This window comes from Cytophagaceae bacterium, assembly GCA_016722655.1.
In the GTDB taxonomy this organism is placed as follows: Bacteria; Bacteroidota; Bacteroidia; order Cytophagales; family Spirosomataceae; genus Leadbetterella.
This window is the reverse complement of the sequence record JADKIR010000005.1, coordinates 1,246,369-1,262,868: the sequence shown is the minus strand read 5'-3', so window position 1 is coordinate 1,262,868 and position 16,500 is coordinate 1,246,369. Positions and strand designations below refer to the sequence as shown.

19 protein-coding genes are annotated in these 16,500 nt (G+C 35.9%); 15 read left to right on the top strand and 4 right to left on the bottom strand.

Going from position 1 to position 16,500, the window contains the following annotated elements; genetic code table 11:
* A complete protein-coding gene (locus IPP61_21320; GenBank protein MBL0327664.1) occupies window positions 1-354 on the bottom strand; it encodes a DsrE family protein in 354 nt (117 codons plus the stop codon).
* 209 nt (window positions 355-563) lie between these two features.
* On the opposite strand from IPP61_21320, the gene IPP61_21315 reads away from it, so the two are divergent.
* The 4 genes from IPP61_21315 to IPP61_21300 all read left to right on the top strand — a co-directional run bounded on the left by IPP61_21315 (window position 564) and on the right by IPP61_21300 (window position 3,645).
* Complete coding sequence (locus tag IPP61_21315; protein ID MBL0327663.1) at window positions 564-1,082, top strand: GNAT family N-acetyltransferase; 519 nt, start codon at window positions 564-566, stop codon at window positions 1,080-1,082.
* Between the two features lie 505 nt (window positions 1,083-1,587).
* Window positions 1,588-2,199, top strand: a complete 612-nt coding sequence (locus tag IPP61_21310; protein ID MBL0327662.1) for a Crp/Fnr family transcriptional regulator — start codon at window positions 1,588-1,590, stop codon at window positions 2,197-2,199.
* 77 nt (window positions 2,200-2,276) lie between these two features.
* Window positions 2,277-2,801, top strand: coding sequence for a DinB family protein (locus tag IPP61_21305; GenBank protein MBL0327661.1), 525 nt, complete (start codon window positions 2,277-2,279; stop codon window positions 2,799-2,801).
* A 100-nt stretch (window positions 2,802-2,901) separates the two neighbouring features.
* On the top strand, window positions 2,902-3,645 hold the full coding sequence (locus tag IPP61_21300) for a hypothetical protein (protein ID MBL0327660.1): 744 nt from the start codon (window positions 2,902-2,904) through the stop codon (window positions 3,643-3,645).
* 287 nt (window positions 3,646-3,932) lie between these two features.
* On the opposite strand, the gene IPP61_21295 is transcribed toward IPP61_21300, so the two are convergent.
* Window positions 3,933-4,073, bottom strand: a complete 141-nt coding sequence (locus tag IPP61_21295; protein ID MBL0327659.1) for a hypothetical protein — start codon at window positions 4,071-4,073, stop codon at window positions 3,933-3,935.
* Between the two features lie 325 nt (window positions 4,074-4,398).
* Here IPP61_21295 and IPP61_21290 point away from each other — a divergent pair, with 325 nt between their 5' ends.
* Window positions 4,399-5,163 carry a hypothetical protein gene (locus IPP61_21290; protein MBL0327658.1) on the top strand — a complete coding sequence of 255 codons (765 nt, stop codon included), beginning with the start codon at window positions 4,399-4,401 and terminating at the stop codon, window positions 5,161-5,163.
* Window positions 5,164-5,167: 4 nt separating this feature from the next.
* Entirely contained in the window at window positions 5,168-6,064 is an 897-nt protein-coding gene (locus IPP61_21285) for a helix-turn-helix transcriptional regulator (protein MBL0327657.1), read from the top strand.
* 4 nt (window positions 6,065-6,068) lie between these two features.
* Here the strand turns inward: IPP61_21285 and IPP61_21280 are convergent, their stop codons facing one another.
* Window positions 6,069-6,980 (bottom strand): helix-turn-helix transcriptional regulator, encoded by a 912-nt coding sequence (locus IPP61_21280; GenBank protein MBL0327656.1) that lies wholly within the window; start codon window positions 6,978-6,980, stop codon window positions 6,069-6,071.
* Window positions 6,981-7,144: 164 nt separating this feature from the next.
* Here IPP61_21280 and IPP61_21275 point away from each other — a divergent pair, with 164 nt between their 5' ends.
* The 9 genes from IPP61_21275 to IPP61_21235 all read left to right on the top strand — a co-directional run bounded on the left by IPP61_21275 (window position 7,145) and on the right by IPP61_21235 (window position 14,831).
* On the top strand, window positions 7,145-8,785 hold the full coding sequence (locus tag IPP61_21275; protein MBL0327655.1) for a carboxylesterase family protein: 1,641 nt from the start codon (window positions 7,145-7,147) through the stop codon (window positions 8,783-8,785).
* 88 nt (window positions 8,786-8,873) lie between these two features.
* Window positions 8,874-9,725 (top strand): aldo/keto reductase, encoded by an 852-nt coding sequence (locus tag IPP61_21270; GenBank protein MBL0327654.1) that lies wholly within the window; start codon window positions 8,874-8,876, stop codon window positions 9,723-9,725.
* A 20-nt stretch (window positions 9,726-9,745) separates the two neighbouring features.
* Entirely contained in the window at window positions 9,746-10,198 is a 453-nt protein-coding gene (locus IPP61_21265) for a nuclear transport factor 2 family protein (protein ID MBL0327653.1), read from the top strand.
* Window positions 10,199-10,208: 10 nt separating this feature from the next.
* Window positions 10,209-10,649 (top strand): nuclear transport factor 2 family protein, encoded by a 441-nt coding sequence (locus tag IPP61_21260; GenBank protein MBL0327652.1) that lies wholly within the window; start codon window positions 10,209-10,211, stop codon window positions 10,647-10,649.
* Between the two features lie 52 nt (window positions 10,650-10,701).
* Window positions 10,702-11,814, top strand: a complete 1,113-nt coding sequence (locus IPP61_21255; GenBank protein MBL0327651.1) for an alpha/beta fold hydrolase — start codon at window positions 10,702-10,704, stop codon at window positions 11,812-11,814.
* Window positions 11,815-11,837: 23 nt separating this feature from the next.
* On the top strand, window positions 11,838-12,887 hold the full coding sequence (locus IPP61_21250; GenBank protein ID MBL0327650.1) for an alpha/beta hydrolase: 1,050 nt from the start codon (window positions 11,838-11,840) through the stop codon (window positions 12,885-12,887).
* A gap of 37 nt (window positions 12,888-12,924) precedes the next feature.
* On the top strand, window positions 12,925-13,665 hold the full coding sequence (locus IPP61_21245; protein MBL0327649.1) for a carboxymuconolactone decarboxylase family protein: 741 nt from the start codon (window positions 12,925-12,927) through the stop codon (window positions 13,663-13,665).
* 6 nt (window positions 13,666-13,671) lie between these two features.
* The gene (locus IPP61_21240) at window positions 13,672-14,145 is read left to right on the top strand and encodes a cupin domain-containing protein (GenBank protein ID MBL0327648.1); all 474 of its coding nucleotides are present in this window, start codon (window positions 13,672-13,674) and stop codon (window positions 14,143-14,145) included.
* A gap of 89 nt (window positions 14,146-14,234) precedes the next feature.
* Window positions 14,235-14,831 (top strand): hypothetical protein, encoded by a 597-nt coding sequence (locus IPP61_21235; GenBank protein MBL0327647.1) that lies wholly within the window; start codon window positions 14,235-14,237, stop codon window positions 14,829-14,831.
* 117 nt (window positions 14,832-14,948) lie between these two features.
* On the opposite strand, the gene IPP61_21230 is transcribed toward IPP61_21235, so the two are convergent.
* On the bottom strand, window positions 14,949-16,430 hold the full coding sequence (locus IPP61_21230) for a glycoside hydrolase family 32 protein (protein MBL0327646.1): 1,482 nt from the start codon (window positions 16,428-16,430) through the stop codon (window positions 14,949-14,951).
* Window positions 16,431-16,500: the final 70 nt, after the last annotated feature.

Here is a 16,500-nt window from a genome sequence, read left to right as displayed (position 1 = left end):
TCAAAAAGTCAATACCTTGTCGCTGTCAACTACCCAGTCGGTAAGCTCAGCCAAAGTGCTTATTTCGGCACCTTCAACTAAAGGAAGGTTGCGTATGCCCCGGGCATCGGTACATGAGCCACAAAGTTTTACTTTTGCTCCTTTATTGAGTGAAAGTTTCAGCATCCTTTCTATGTTGTAAAATCCATTAGGTGTATTCTGATTGGGGAGGGCAGCACTTACGGCATCGGCCATCAGGAATATTCTCACCTCCGTGTCAGGATGTTCTTTGCCCAATTGATTGGCAATTCTGAGGGCATTATAGGCTTTTTCGGAGCCATAAGGGGCATCATTGATGATAAATAGTATTTTCATTTTGTTTGTAAGTTTTTTATTTAAAACCTGCAACAAAATAGGATAATGAAAAAATGGAATCCTTTTACATTTGTTAAATAATCATTTGAAAAATTGCTTTTTAATAAATTGAACTTTGTACTTTGGCTTACATTAAGCTAGTAACTGGTAATTAATAATTGACTAACCCAAATTACCAATATCGCCCAAAAAATTAAATTTGTTCCGGAATGGAAAACATCAAAATAATACCTGTAAAATTATCTGATTTGGCACAATTGCAAAAAATAGGAAGACTCACCTTTTTTGAAACCTTTGCAGCCGGCAATACCGAGGAAAATATGAAAAACTATCTGGAGGAGGGTTTTTCAGAAGACAAACTTAGCAGCGAACTTGCTGACCCGGACTCTCAATTTTACTTTGCCATTCTTGGTGATGATATCATTGGGTATTTGAAGGTGAATTTTGGAAGTTCACAAACGGAACTGAAAGATATTTCTGCTTTAGAAATAGAGAGGATATACGTATTAAAAGATTTCCATGGTAAAAAAGTTGGGCAGCTGCTATATGATAAGGCTATTGCGTTGGCCAAAGAAATGAATAAAAAATATGTTTGGTTAGGTGTTTGGGAAGAAAACCCTCGAGCCATCGGTTTTTATAAGAAAAATGGTTTCATAGAATTTGACAAGCATATTTTCAAACTAGGAGATGATGAGCAAACGGATATTATGATGAGGCTGGAAATTTAAAATCAAACTTGAAAATTTCATTTTTCATTTTAATGAAATAAACATCAACTAAAGGGCTTCAAGAGAATTTGAAAATTATCTGAATAGGTTTGAATATTGTCTTAAATGTATTTGGAGCAACAAAGGTAGTCTTAGATATTAATTGCAGGGGATTAACTTTGGAGCTTTTTCTCAAAATCATTTGACCGTAGCCCTGATTCTGCTCAGGCCTTATCGGATGTTTCCCCGCTGGAAGCAATACAGGCTTTTGGAAGTCAGTTGGGATGATTGGGATTTTATAAAAAAGTGAATTAAATTAAATGTCAAAGGCAACGATTTATTTTATGTTTTCAGAAAATTTTGTTCTAAAAGGTTATTATTATTAGATTATAAATATCATAAGACGGCTCTAAATATTTATTTTAGGTCCCAAATAAATTCTTAGCATTTTATTAAATATAGCCCAGCTTCCATTTTTGATATCGTTGGGTTGTAATTTTACCGATTAATACCCAAATATTTTGCGATGGACGATACTAATCATAAGAACATACAATCCCTTTTCAAAGAGTTTGAAGACCAAATTCCTTTGACTAGTGAGGAATCTAATCTTATTAAAAGTAAAATAACTGCTCATGCGATCAAAAAAAAGACTCTGATTTTAAAAGATGGGAAAATCTGCAAACATTATACTTACATCAATAAAGGTTGTTTTAAGATGTTTGGCATAGATGATAAAGGTTTTAGTCACAACATTCAGTTTGCTGCTGAAGGCAATTGGATTGCAGATGTTGGAAGTTTCTATACCCAATTGCCCAGCAACCTTAACATTGAAGCCATTGAAGATGCCGAAATTTTCCAAATCCCACAAGCGGATTTATACGAACTTTTTGTACAGATACCCAAGCTTAACCGCATGTTCAAAGTCACAATCGAAAACAATTTTGTTGAACTCCAAAACCGGGTTATTCAAAATTTTAGTTCTACTGCTGTGCAACGATATAATAGTTTCCTGAAACATTACCCTTTTCTTTCCAACCGCCTGCCCAATAAAGAAATTGCCTCATATTTGGGAATTACACCTGAGTTTTTGAGTAAAATCAGGAAAGAAATGAGTTCTCCTAATCGCATTTCTTAATCTAGTTTAAGTATTTTAACCTCCCCTCACTTATAGTTTTGTGGAAATTATTTCAATAAAATTAATTCTTACAAAACATGAAAAAGATTCTGATTGCCTTTTCGGTATTATTAGGGGCCACTTTGAGCTCTTTTGCCCAAAGTTCGAAAGAAGATATGCTCAAAGAATGGGAACGTGCCAAAACTTACACCAAAGAGTATTTAGAGGCGATGCCCGCTGAAAAATATGACCTTAAACCCACTCCTGAAATCCGTTCTTTTGCTCAGGTTATGCTCCATTTAACAGATGCAAACTATGGTTTTGCCTCAGCTGCCACCGGCGAAAAAAGCCCGGTAGGAATGGGAGAGTTGGAAAAAACGACCAACACTTCTAAAGAAAATGTAACCAGGCTGGTCTTGGAAGGTTATGAATTTGTAATAAATAGCATCAAAAAAACCGAGCTATCAAAAATGAGCGAGAATGTAAAACTTTTCGGAAACTTCGATATGACAAGGGCTATGGCACTTGCTAAAGCATTTGAGCATCAAACTCATCACCGGGGACAAGCAACCGTATATATCAGATTAGCAGGTGTAAAACCCCCACAAGAAAAATTATTTTAATATCATTTCCAATTTACCTTGTTGGCCACTCCCGCATGAATTAAAAAGTACTTTTAATAGTATTTTACTCAGGCGGTAGTGGCTTATTAAAATTTTAAAAATGAAAAAATATTTAGTATTTGTATTCTTTTGTCTTTTTGTCGGTAAAAGCATAGCTCAGACGATAAAACTCGGCAAACAAACATTTGAACTCCATAATGTAAGTGGTGAAATCATCAAATTTCAGGGTGATAAAGTACTTAAAATTGAACGTGATCTCAAATCACTTCCTTTTGATGAAAAAAAGTTGGAAACTACTGTTGATGACCAGCATTACGCCCGACTTTTAGGCATTGATGATTTTGAAAACGGCACAATAGAAGTGAAAATGTACAGTCAAATTCAAAACCCTTCACCGTATCCACCAGCAGCAGGATTTATTGGCTTGTATTATAGAATCAAAGAAGATGATTCGGCTTGGGAATCCATTTATTTACGTCCAAAAGTAGGAAGAATTAATAACCAAATGGCTAGAAACCATGCGGTTCAGTACTTTTCTTATCCTGATTACAAGTTCCAAACCTTGAGAGATAAATTCCCGGCGGGTTCCTATGAAGGTTCCGCTCCGGTTATGCTAAATGAATGGATTACAATGCGACTGGAAATAAATGGTGAAACCGCCGAAATGTTTATTAACGATTTAAAATACTCTTCATTTATTGTAAACAAAATGCTGGGAAAGAACAAAAAAGGATATGTTGGTTTATATGTTGATATCGCAACCATTGGTTACTTCAAAGATTTGAAGGTTATAAAAAGAGATTTGAGAGCTATTAATATTGGTGAAAAGGTGAATGATATTTAGTTTTTAGGCGTTTTATCCCGGATTCAAAATCCATAAATCTCGGTTTGGTTTTGAGTTTGGTAAAGCTTATGATATAATCTTTGGATAAAGTATTTTTTGCGTTTTTGATAATTCCTTTAACCTTACGGAATAAAATGATTATTCCAATTTTTTCCTTAATTTAATCCCCGAAACTCCAGGGGACTCATACCCACTTTTTGTTTAAATTATCTGGTAAAATGCTGAGGATATTTATAGCCAAGATCATAGGCTATTTCGTTAACTGTTTTTTTATCTTCAAAAACCCGTTATTTGGCATTACTAATGGTTTTGAAATGGATATAATCTTTGGCTGATTGCCCGGTTTCTTTTTTGATTAAATCGCCAAAATATTTTGGTGAAATGTTTAATCGTTCATCACAAAAGCCAACAGTTGTTAATCCCTCCATTTCAATCTTTTTAGAATCAATATAATCTTCTAATAGATATTCAAATTGCTCAAAATTGCAATTAAAGAAAAAATTTGGGATTTAATTATCAGTTACAATGGCGATTTGCTCCATTATCAGATATATATTTGGTTTATAATGATAACAATGTTATTCTGTAGAGTTGCCCAAACTACCGTTCAATAAATCTTAAATTTACCTAATGGTTTAACTTGTGATCAATCACCATAGTTTGATTTTCGTAAGTTTTGATTTGAAATTTGTTTAAAATACTTATTCCAAAGCAGTAGTTTTGTAGTAGAAAATTTATATATCTTTTATTATTATGTACCACCTAAACAGCGGGAATCTATACCTGAAAACAGCCCTTCTAGTTCTTTTTTGTAGTACTGCTATTTTTGCCGAAAAAGCAGATACACTTAAAAAATCAGAACCTCTTCACGCTTCAGCTAATATTCAAATAACCAATAATGGCGTATCGCTTTTTCCCAACTTAATGCTTGGTAAACCTGCTGCAATTATTAATCTGGCTGTTGGGAAAAAACACATTTTCTTTGAGCCCGAACTCCGGTGGAGGCTCAATGGCGACCCGTGGTCGTATATTTTTTGGCTGAGATACCGCTCAAAGCGTACCGAACATTTTAGTTGGCACATAGGTGGGCATCCATCGTATGTTGTACGAGCAAACCAAGTGATTATCAACGCCAAAACCGAAAATCGATGGGTAGCTCAACGCTACCTGGCAGGCGAATTTGTACCGGTTTGGCATGCATCGCCCAAGTTTTCGTTAGGCTTGCATTTGCTCGTTTCAAAGGGTTTGGATTCCTATGCTATTCAGAAAAGTACATATCTGTCGCTTCAACCCCGATTTCCAAATATTGGGCTTTCAAAAAACTATTATTTGGGCTTTTTTCCACAGTTTTTTCACCTAACTTTAGATGATAAAAAAGGTACTTATTATAGCCAAATGCTGAGTTTTAATCGAAAAAAGTTACCCGTCTATTTATCTTCAATATTCACCTATAAATTAAAATCAACTATTGCAGGAGATAAAATAGTTTGGAATTTGGGACTGAATGCAAAATTGTAAGGTTATGAATAATGGATTTGAATCGCTGGAAGAATTTTACAATCGAAAATTCGATTGGATTCCAGAAAACCTAAGCCGTGATATCGGGCATATCAATGTTTTTAGATTGCCACATCCGGTTACCAAACCTGTTCCCTATCGCCGACGCGATTTCTTTAAAGTTACACTTTGCAGGGGCAGTAGCCGTATTCATTATGCTGATAAAGTTTTTTCTTTTGAAAAGCAAGCACTTGTGTTTTCAAATCCTTTTATACCCTACAAATGGGAGCATATTGAATCCGAAGTTTCGGGCTTTTATGTGATATTTAATGCCGATTTTTTTAAACAGTTTGGAAATCTTACGCAATATGAAGTTTTTCAACCTGCAGGTACTCACGTTTTTGAATTAGACGATTCCCAATTTGAATATTTAAGCGGAGTTTTTGAAAAAATCGAAACCGAACTGAGCTCAGAGTATATTCATAAATATGATGCGATCCGAAATCAGATTTATGAATTGATCCATAGTGCTATGAAGACCCGCCCATCTAACCGTATTGAAAGGCTGCCGATTAACGCTTCACAGCGTATTCATTGGCTTTTTTTGGAACTTTTGGAGCGTCAATTCCCTATTGACGATAACCATTCGGAAATCATGCTCCGAACAGCCTCTGATTTTGCGGCTCAACTCAATGTACACGTCAATCATCTGAACAGAGCTGTAAAAGAAACCAGTGGGAATACCACTTCTCAATTCATTGCCGAACGTCTTTTGCAAGAAGCAAAAATTATGCTCAAACATAGCAAATGGAATATCTCCGAAATTGCCTTTTCGCTGGGTTTTAGGGAAGTAACGCATTTTAATAATTTCTTTAAGAAACATACGCACACTACCCCTACAAAATACAGGAATACCCCATAAATTATCAATTCACCCCCCGAAACTCTAATGGACTCATACCTACTTTTTGTTTAAATAACCGTGTAAAATGCTGCGGATATTTGAATCCAAGTTCGTAGGCGATTTCGTTAACCGTTTTTTCATCTTCAAAAATCCGTTCTTTGGCTATGCTGATTGTTTTGAAAAGGATATAATCTTTGGCTGATTGCCCGGTTTCTTTTTTGATTAAATCACCAAAATAATTAGCCGATAAATGAAGTTCGTCAGCAAAATATGCCACCGAGGGCAAACCAATAATTTGGGGTTTTTCTGAATGAAAATAAGCGTTGAGCAGTTCTTCAAATTTCTCAATTATTCCTTTATGGGCAACATCACGAGTAATAAACTGTCGGTCATAAAACCGCTGGCAATAATCCAAAAAAAGCTCTATATTGCTTGCAATAAGCTTTTTACTGTGTTTGTCAATCGGTTGTTTTAATTCAAATTCAATTTTTTTAAATATATCTAAAATCATTTCCCGTTCATCATCAGAAAGATGCAGTGCTTCGTTGGTCTGATAGCTAAAAAACTTATATTGATGTATAGCTTTTCCTAAATGAGTACCTATTAAAAAATCGGGATGAAACAAAAGCCCGAAGCCCATGGGCTGATAAACCACTTTGGGGTTATCCATACTCACAAACTGTCCCGGTGCATAAAACACCAGCGTTCCTGCCTGATAATCGTAATGGTGGCGTCCGTACCTCATGTCACCACAAACTACATCTTTCAAAATCACACTATATAATCCATAATTAAATCTTATAGTATCTACCTCTCCCCAATCTCTTGGATTTGCCTTTGAATAATCTAAAACCGTCACTAGTGGATGCAGTGTTTTGTGATTATTGGCAGCGTTAAACTCGCTTACTGTATCTATATTAATTATTTTTTCCATTTTCAATTCTTTTGAAATCCATTCAAAATTAAGTTATTAAAAATACTATTCTATAATTCCCAATGGTATTCAGTAAAAATGGTAGAAAAAGCAGGAATTTTTATACCATTCCTCAGCGATATAGCCTTGACCTTTGTATCGTTAAAAAATCAAACGATTCAATCATGAAGAAAATACTGGTATTTCTTGGGTTTCTTATTATCGGAACTTTAAATGCTCAACAAACTAACCCTGGGCCAATAATAAAAACTGCCAGCGGCCAAGTGCAAGGGGTAGTAGAAGGTTCATCGGCAGTGTTTAAAGGCATACCATTTGCAGCACCACCAGTGGGTGAATTTCGTTGGAGACCGCCACAGCCGGTAAAAAAATGGACAGGTGTGCGTGACGCAAGCAAATATGCTGTAAACCCTGCTCAAGCGGGTTGGGGAGCAAAGCCAGGCACAATAGCGGAAGGTTCAGGGGAGGACTGTCTATATCTAAATGTATGGAAACCAGCCAATGTAAGTGCCAAAGCCAAGCTTCCTGTAATGGTGTGGATATATGGTGGTGGCTTTACAGGTGGTAGTGCCTCAAGCTCACAAAACTATGGTACCGAAATGAATAAGAACGGTGTGATTTTAGTCAATATTAACTATCGAGTGGGTCGCCTGGGTTATTTTGCTCATCCTGGCCTAAGCAGCGAACTACCGAATGAATTTAAAGGCAACTACGGTTTTATGGACCAAATAGAGGCTCTAAAATGGATACAAAAAAACATAGCGGCATTTGGTGGAGACCCTAAAAACGTAACCATATTTGGTTTTTCGGCTGGTGGTGTTTCTGTACATTCTTTATTGACCATCCCTGCAGCCAAAGGGCTTTTTCATAAAGCCATTGGTCATTCAAGTGGTGGTCGTGATGGCGTACTTACCGGGAGGCCTATCAACAAAGAAAATGCAGATGTTCTTTACGCTGTTTCTGCCGAAACCATCGGTATGAATTTTGCCAAAAAACTAGGAATCACGGGTTCTGATGCTGCTTCATTGGCAGCTTTACGTGCTTTACCGGTAGAAAAAATAATTGACGGTGGTCAAGAGACTGATGGTCCCAATGGTCCACGCACACACGCAGGACCCATCTTTGACGGTAAATTGGTGACTGAAACGGCAGAAACTGCATATATGTTTGGTCGACAGCCTAAAATACCTTTGATGATTGGCAATTGTAGTGCTGAAATCGGCGGTGCATTTGTAAGCAATGCCAAAACCAAAGAAGATCTGTTTGCTAGTTTTGGAGATTTAGAAGCTGATGCCAAAGCTGCTTTTGACCCAGATGGTACCAAGAAGTTTGAAGAGGTTATTGCGAAGTTTAATACGGATTGGGTTTGGGGTGAGCCTGCACGCATGACCGCCCGCACTTTTCTTGCTAAAGGTGCTCCTGCTTATGTGTTTCAGTTTGGTTATGTACCTACAGTAGCTCAACAACGATCGCCTTATGGTGCTGGTCATGGTTCTGACATTTCTTTTGTATTTAATACTTTAGGGGCTCGTTGGGGTGGGCCAAACGGTGCCGCACCTACCATTACACCAGCAGAAAGTGAGCTTGCACGGATCATGTGTGGTTACTGGACCAACTTTGCCAAAACTGGAAATCCCAACGGTGCCAACCTGCCTAATTGGCCAATGTTTAACAATCAAAATCAAGACATTCTGGATGTAGAATTAGATGGTAAAGTGGTAGCAAAGCCTGACCCTCGCAAAGCAAGATTAGATGTGGTCGAAAAAGCAATGAAAAATAGAGGTAAAATTCAATCAAGAGGAATATAATAGAAATATTTTCAAAAATAAATCTGTGTAAATAGGTGTTACTATCGACTTAGGTATCTATGTAACAGTTATACGAGAAATATTAGTAATGCAAAAAATAAAATTAAATAACGGAGTGGAAATGCCCATTTTAGGGTTTGGAGTTTTCCAGGTGCTTGATATGGCAGAATGTGAAAGAAGCGTATTAGATGCAATAAGTGTAGGATATCGATTGATAGACACTGCAGCATCTTATGGTAACGAAGAGGCTGTAGGCAATGCTATTAAAAACAGTGGAATAAACAGGGCAGATTTGTTCATCACCACGAAAGTATGGATTCAAAGGAATGGATATGAGGGAACCAAAAAAGCTTTTGAATCTTCGATGAATAAGCTAAAGTTGGATTACCTGGATTTGTACCTCATGCACCAGCCATTCGGAGATGTGTATGGCTCATGGCGGGCCATGGAAGATTTATATAAAGAAGGAAAAATAAAAGCGATAGGAGTAAGCAACTTCCAACCTGACAGACTCATTGACATAATCGTTCATAATGAAATCGTTCCGGCAGTCAATCAAATAGAAACACATCCTTTTAACCAACAAATAGAAACCCAGGTATTTTTAGAGCAAAATAAAGTGCAGATTGAGTCCTGGGGACCGTTTGCGGAAGGTAAAAATGATTTATTCTCAAATGAATTGTTAGGCAATATTGGCAAAAAATACAATAAGACTATTGCCCAGGTTGTACTGCGTTGGCTCACCCAAAGAGGTATTGTGGCCATTCCAAAGTCAGTAAGAAAAGAGCGAATGGAAGAAAATTTCAACATCTTTGATTTTGAATTGAATACAGAAGACATGGAAAAAATAAAAACTTTAGATACAAAAACCAGTGCCTTTTTTGATCATCGTGATCCCATAATGGTGAAGTGGTTGGGCGAAAGAGTAATTCAGAATTAATATTTAAACAAAATTTAAAAATGAAATCAGTATTATTAACATTAATTATCACATTATCAGTTTTTCAAATTTCATTGGCTCAAATCTCCAAAGCCGAGCAGGAAGTAATGCAAATCTCCAAAGACAAATGGCAATGGATGGCCGATAAGGATGTTGAGAAATTGGACAAACTATTTGACGAAAAATCAAAGTTTTTACACATGAGTGGCACATGGAAAAAAGCCGAAGAATTAGAAATTATTAAAACTGGGAGTATTTGGTACAAAAAAGCAACTATCCATGATTCTGCAATAGAAGTTTCAGGAAAAACGGCTATAGTTTGGAACAGAATTACGCTAGAATCAGTGGTTAGAGGAAGTGATGCCAAAGTAGAATTTACCGTTACAGAAGTATATCAAAAACAAAAGAAAACCTGGAAAATGCTCGCTTTATCTTTCAGTAGTGTAAGAGATACCCATCAAATCAAAAAATAAGTTAAAAACAATGACAAAAATAGTTTTAGGAATAATCACATTTATTTTGATTTCAGTAAATTCAATAGCTCAAAATACTGTAGAAGAGCAGATCAAGCAACTATCCAAAGATAAATGGCAATGGATGGCTGATAAAGATGTAAATAAGTTGGGTAGATTATTTGATGCTCAGGCCATGTTTGTTCACATGGGTGGTTCCTGGGGCAAAGATCGTGAATTGGAAATCATAAAATCTGGTTTCATTCATTACAAAAAAGCCGATATACATGAAGTTATGAAACCAATAATAATCGAGAATACGGTAATACTTTTAAACAGAATCACGCTTTTGGCCGTAGTTGGCAACAATGAGGTTTCCAATCCTTTTATGGTTACAGAAGTGTATGTTAAAGTTGGCGATGACTGGAAAATGGGTTCTCTTTCTTTTTCTAAACTGATGGGTCCAAATTAATTATTAAGGCCTTCCCGATTTAAGTAGTATTTCATCATTTAATTCTAAAAAAATGTTTAGAAAAGAAATAAAAAATAGACTCCAAAATTCCACTTTACTTCTGGTAATTTCCATAAGCCTGCTATCCTCTTGCGTCTCAAATAAAAAAAACTTGTTGTTAATCAAAGACCAGGGTAGTTTTACTGTAGGTGGTTCCGTAATAACAAATCCCGGCACTTTTGACCCTATAAAACATGGAGCTTTTAATCCTTCAAATCAACCATCAGAGGGTCAAACCTTACATGGCGATCATCTTTATGCTTTCTATCAAGTTCCAGCCAAGAGTCGCAAATACCCTATGGTTATGTGGCACGGTTACGGTCAAACTTCAAAAACTTACGAAACCACAGCTGATGGCAGAGAAGGCTTTCAAAATATTTTCTTACGTAGAGGATTCCCAGTTTACTTAATTGACCAACCAAGAAGAGGCAAAGCATCCCGTGGAACGCAACAATCAACTTACACCGCTTCGCCAGATGACCAATTATGGTTTGGAATATTTAGAATGGGAATCGGAACAGAATTTTATCCCGGAGTACAGTTTTCAAAAGACCCCAAAGCATTAAATCAATTTTACAGGCATATTGTACCAAATATTGGGACGATTGATATTAATGTTAATACCGATGTAGTGGCGGCTTTGTTTAATAAAATTGGCCCCGGCATTTTGATCACACACTCTCACAGTGGCGGTCAAGGTTGGCTTGCGGCTTTAAAAAATGAAAATATTAAAGCTATTGCAGCCTATGAACCTGGAAGTGGCTTTATTTTTCCTGAAGGCCAGGTTCCTGAGCCAATCACTTATTTAGGGGGGACTTTGAAGGGAAACCCGGTGTCATTGGATGAATTTAAAAAAATAACTAAAATCCCGATTGTAATCTATTATGGTGATTACATTCCTACAGAGCCTTCAAAATATCCCGGTGAAGAACAATGGAGGGCTGCGGTATTAATGGCAAAAAAATGGACTGAATTAGTCAATAAGAATGGGGGTGATGTAACACTTGTTCAGTTACCTGAAAAAGGACTCAAAGGCAATACTCATTTCCCTATGTCTGATTTAAATAATGTTGAAGTTGCTGATTTATTATCAAAGTGGTTGAAGGACAAAGGTTTAGATAAATAAGATAATTTTTAAATAATCATTTTATGAAAATTCAATTCAGTATTTTTCTACTAATTATAGTTATAATGTATAATTCTGATTCATTGGCACAAGCTAATTCCGGCAATCCTTTTGGATTGGTTTATCACGGGGCCATAATAGCTAATGTACCGGGGAAAGTTCAAATCCAACCTGTTAACTACAAACTTAATGGAATTGATATTTCCGCAAATGTTTACACTCCTGCGGGATATAATCCTTCCAAAACCTATCCAACAGTCGTAGTGGCACATCCCAATGGTGGAGTAAAAGAACAAGTAGCAGGCCTTTATGCCCAGAATCTGGCAGAATTGGGCTATATCGCCATAGCAGCAGATGCCTCTTTTCAGGGTGCGAGTGGCGGTTTACCTCGGAATGTTGACAAACCCGCCAATAGGATTGAAGATATCAGAGGAATGGTCGATTATATTTCATCTTTTCAGGGTGTTGACTCAAAGAAAATTGGCTTACTTGGTGTTTGCGGGGGTGGAGGATATGCTTTAAAAGCTGCTCAAACCGACAAACGTTTTAAAGCTATAGCCACTATAAGTATGTTCAACTCAGGCCTGGTAAGAAAAAACGGATTTATGAATTCCGGTCTGTCAAGCATTCAGGACAGGCTCAAACAAGCTTCCGAGGCAAGAGCTTTGGAGATAGCCGGAGGAGAGGTAAAATACATTGCAAATGTAAAAACAACAGATGAGGTCGCTGCTAAAATGCCATTTGATCTTTACCGTGAAGGTCATGAATATTACAATAAAACTCATGCCCATCCCAATTCTACATTCAGATATACCACAAGTAGCCTGCTTGATTTGATGGCTTTCAATGCTGCCTCAAACATGGATTTGATTAATCAACCCTTATTAATGATGGCCGGTAGCAAAGCTGATTCTTTTTATATGACCGACCAGGCTTTTCATTTAGCCACCGGTACCCAAACCAAAGAATTATTTTTGATACCAAATGCAACACATATTCAGACATATTATGTGCCCGAATATGTTGAAATGGCAACTTCCAAGCTCAAAGATTTTTTTGGAAAACACCTTTGAATCATATATGGCTATCATTAATACAAATGTAAAATTTATGAAAAATGAATCAATATTATTGAAATATGGGTTTAACATTCTTATACTTTTTTGGGTATTATTATTTAACAATAGCCTGTTATTTGCTCAAATTGCCGAGTCTTCTGATTTTTTGAATGAACAACAAAAGAGCATTATTTTGATTTCCTCATATAATGCAAATGGTGATTTAAGAAAATTAAATGGAGCTTTAAATAAAGGTTTAAATGAAGGTCTGTCTATCAACAAAATAAAAGAATGTCTTGTGCATAGTTATGCATATTGCGGTTTTCCAAGAAGTATCAGAGGACTTCAAACGTTTATGCAGGTTCTGGAGGTTAGAAAAAAAAATGGAATCAAAGATTGGGTTGGTGCTGAAGCAAGTCATATCTACGATGATAGAAGCAAATTTGAAAGGGGAAAAACAGTACTTGAAAAACTTACAGGAAATCCACAGGATGGACCCAAAGCAGGATATGCCACATTTTCACCAGAAATCGAAATCTTCCTAAAAGAGCACCTTTTCGCCGATTTATTTGAACGTGATATTCTGTCTTATGCTGAAAGAGAATTGGTTACTATTTCAGTAATAAGTGCAATAGGCAAAGCAGAACCAATGCTCAAAAGCCATTTTTCAATTTGTCAAAATCTGGGATATTCTCAAAACCAATTAAGTCATTTTGTTCTGATAATTAGAAAACCACTTGGTATAAAAAAATCCAAAGCGGCAAAAAAGGTTTTAGAGGACATTATAAATTAAAAATTTATGAAAATTAAAATTATAATTATTTTACTTTCAATAGTTTATTTCTCTACTGGCTGTAATAAAAAACTTGCTTCTAAAAAACAAACAGAATCTATTTTTCCTATTGGCAATAAAGTCTCCAATCAAAATTTCATTGGGGATGTTTATGTAAAAATGTTTGCTCAAAATGACAGCATATATAACGTAACAATGGGAAATGTAACCTTTGAACCCGGAGCCAGAACCAACTGGCATTATCATCCGGGCGGTCAAATTCTTATAATAACCGATGGGGTTGGTTATTATCAGGAAAAAGAGTCACCCATTAAAATAATAAAAAAAGGTGATGTAGTCCAATGTCCTCCGAATATTCAGCATTGGCATGGAGCATCTCCTACTCAAAGTGTCACACACATTGCAATTAGCACAAACACTAATTTTGGGGGAGCAGTTTGGTTAAGACCGGTAAGTGATAAAGAATATACTTTAAAATGATTTGAAAATCTGAAAAATTATGGCGAAAAATTTTTAATTTTCAGCAAATATGCAAATGTTTTCAATTCTTCTAAATATTCGTTTCAAGCATGAAAAATTGGGATAAAATCTGGAATCTATGGCAGGAGCAAAACGTCCCCGACGTGAAAACAAGGAAGTTTGACTTTGCCAAACACAACTATTATTACCCTTGGTTTGAAACAAAAGAAAATTCTCAGCCATTTATTGATTCTAACCCCTGGAGAAATACAGCCTATCACCTCTCAAAATCATTAGTAGATAAAAGTCCGGAACTTATTGCAGCATACAAGATTTATGCTTTCGTTAGAAATTACAGCTTATATGATTTCTTAGTCGAAGAATTAAATTTTGCAATGAGAAAGCATAACAATACCCTCCACAGTTGGTGGAGTGGAAACGCAAAAAATATTTTACCAGACATAAGTAACCCTGTTAGAATAAACTATCAAAACCAGGTGCAATCAAAAGACAAGTGGAAGGAAATCACTATTGAGGCGGCGGGATATTGGAAACAACTGGCAAAGGAATGGGAAATAATAATTATACCTGATTTCATGGACAGAGATTCTGAAGAATATGGAAACTATCAAAGCATTGCGAGAAAGCAATCCGAAGAAAGAGAATACCAGGAATATTTGAGATTAAAAAAGAAGTTTGAGAAATAAAATCTGTCTAAGACTGTTATTTCAAAAAAAAATTAAATTAAAACTTACTCTTCATCATTTATTGAAAAAAAAAGGATTAGAATACAATACTCCAACCCTTTTTAATAAAGCTTTAACTTATTTCCAATTTAGCTCAATACTTGAACTTCCATAGGTTGGATAAACTAATGTAGTTATAGCTTCCTTACCGCTATTGGCAAAAACTTCGATAATAGATTTGTCAACCAAAATATCCAACTTTATTTTTCCATTTTCCGGTAGGAATTCTATTTGATTTAATTTAGGAAATTTTTCACTGAAACCCACATTGCCTGAAGTCCTCCTGTCAATGCTTAAAATATTTTTTTGGCTATCAAAATTGAGAACGGTCTTTTCGTCTCCATTTTTTAAAAGTAATAGTTCAAAACCTTTGGAATTGGTAATATCAAAATCAAGTATCAATCTGTATAAATTTTGATTTGACTTCATAAGCTTAGATTCCAATTGATCTCCTGGCTTTAAACTTGATATTACAGTTGGAATAGATGAATCTACTATAGGTGTCTGAATGATTCTATAAACACCAATATCATCTTTAAAAAGAGACACTTCTCTTGGTAGCGTAAACTGCCCCCGAAATCCTTCCGTCGGCAAAACTCTCGCATATTCCCAATCACTTGCCCAGCTCAAATAAACAGGCTTTTCATGCGATTTTGGTAAATTAAAAAATGGAATTGTTGCATAATTGTCATAACCTGAGTCAAAAAACAATGTCTCTTGTTTTTGAGGAACAAACTTCATTCCATCAAAATCTCCAACAAAATACTGTACTCCCAAAAGGTTATTATTTTTGCTTCCACTTGAAAGCATTAAAACCCATTTAAATTTGGATTCGTCGATCACCGGAACTTTAATCAACGACGGACATTCCCAAATTCTGCTAACATCACCCTGGTTTCCAAATTCGCTAAGTAGTTTCCAACTTTTAAGATCCTTAGATTCATAAAACTGAACAGTATATTCTAATGCTTTTACTACGGTCATTATCCATACATTCCTCTCAGGATACCAAATGACATTGGGATCTCTGAAATCCTTTAAGCCGATGTCCAAAACTGGATTTTTTTCATACAACTTCCATGTTCTACCTTTGTCATTACTGTAAGCAAGACTTTGATGTTGAGCCATTCCCATACCTTTATTGTCAACATGAGAAGTGAAAATTGCCACCATTCCTTTTTTATAACCTTCGTCAAAGAACCCTGAAGTATTCAAGCTATCTATCACAGCACAGCCTGAAAAAATCATAGTTGTGGTTCCATCAGCATTTTTTTTCTCGGGTATAGCAACGGGCAGTTCCTCCCATTTTTTTAAATCTTTACTTATTGCATGTCCCCAACTCATGTGCCCCCATAGATCTCCAAATGGGTTATATTGATAGAATAAATGATATTCTCCATCAAGATATACAAGCCCATTAGGATCGTTCGCCCAATTTTTCTCAGGCGAAAAATGTAAATTAGGACGATAATCTGATGATGCGTTTTTGGTAATATTACCACTTGTTTTGCAGCCAAGTACTATCAAAGCCAAAGCCACTCCTATGATATATTTTTTCATATTTTTAATTTGATTTAAAAAAATGGTAGTAGTAAATCAACTACTACCATTATACTTCCTTAAATCCTAT

Excerpts from the sequence above, each read along its gene's own strand:
- IPP61_21320 (MBL0327664.1), bottom strand. The coding sequence starts at position 354 with ATGAAAATACTATTTATCATCAATGATGCCCCTTATGGCTCCGAAAAA.
- IPP61_21315 (MBL0327663.1), top strand. The coding sequence starts at position 564 with ATGGAAAACATCAAAATAATACCTGTAAAATTATCTGATTTGGCACAA.
- IPP61_21310 (MBL0327662.1), top strand. The coding sequence starts at position 1,588 with ATGGACGATACTAATCATAAGAACATACAATCCCTTTTCAAAGAGTTT.
- IPP61_21305 (MBL0327661.1), top strand. The coding sequence starts at position 2,277 with ATGAAAAAGATTCTGATTGCCTTTTCGGTATTATTAGGGGCCACTTTG.
- IPP61_21300 (MBL0327660.1), top strand. The coding sequence starts at position 2,902 with ATGAAAAAATATTTAGTATTTGTATTCTTTTGTCTTTTTGTCGGTAAA.
- IPP61_21295 (MBL0327659.1), bottom strand. The coding sequence starts at position 4,073 with ATGGAGGGATTAACAACTGTTGGCTTTTGTGATGAACGATTAAACATT.
- IPP61_21290 (MBL0327658.1), top strand. The coding sequence starts at position 4,399 with ATGTACCACCTAAACAGCGGGAATCTATACCTGAAAACAGCCCTTCTA.
- IPP61_21285 (MBL0327657.1), top strand. The coding sequence starts at position 5,168 with ATGAATAATGGATTTGAATCGCTGGAAGAATTTTACAATCGAAAATTC.
- IPP61_21280 (MBL0327656.1), bottom strand. The coding sequence starts at position 6,980 with ATGGAAAAAATAATTAATATAGATACAGTAAGCGAGTTTAACGCTGCC.
- IPP61_21275 (MBL0327655.1), top strand. The coding sequence starts at position 7,145 with ATGAAGAAAATACTGGTATTTCTTGGGTTTCTTATTATCGGAACTTTA.
- IPP61_21270 (MBL0327654.1), top strand. The coding sequence starts at position 8,874 with ATGCAAAAAATAAAATTAAATAACGGAGTGGAAATGCCCATTTTAGGG.
- IPP61_21265 (MBL0327653.1), top strand. The coding sequence starts at position 9,746 with ATGAAATCAGTATTATTAACATTAATTATCACATTATCAGTTTTTCAA.
- IPP61_21260 (MBL0327652.1), top strand. The coding sequence starts at position 10,209 with ATGACAAAAATAGTTTTAGGAATAATCACATTTATTTTGATTTCAGTA.
- IPP61_21255 (MBL0327651.1), top strand. The coding sequence starts at position 10,702 with ATGTTTAGAAAAGAAATAAAAAATAGACTCCAAAATTCCACTTTACTT.
- IPP61_21250 (MBL0327650.1), top strand. The coding sequence starts at position 11,838 with ATGAAAATTCAATTCAGTATTTTTCTACTAATTATAGTTATAATGTAT.
- IPP61_21245 (MBL0327649.1), top strand. The coding sequence starts at position 12,925 with ATGAAAAATGAATCAATATTATTGAAATATGGGTTTAACATTCTTATA.
- IPP61_21240 (MBL0327648.1), top strand. The coding sequence starts at position 13,672 with ATGAAAATTAAAATTATAATTATTTTACTTTCAATAGTTTATTTCTCT.
- IPP61_21235 (MBL0327647.1), top strand. The coding sequence starts at position 14,235 with ATGAAAAATTGGGATAAAATCTGGAATCTATGGCAGGAGCAAAACGTC.
- IPP61_21230 (MBL0327646.1), bottom strand. The coding sequence starts at position 16,430 with ATGAAAAAATATATCATAGGAGTGGCTTTGGCTTTGATAGTACTTGGC.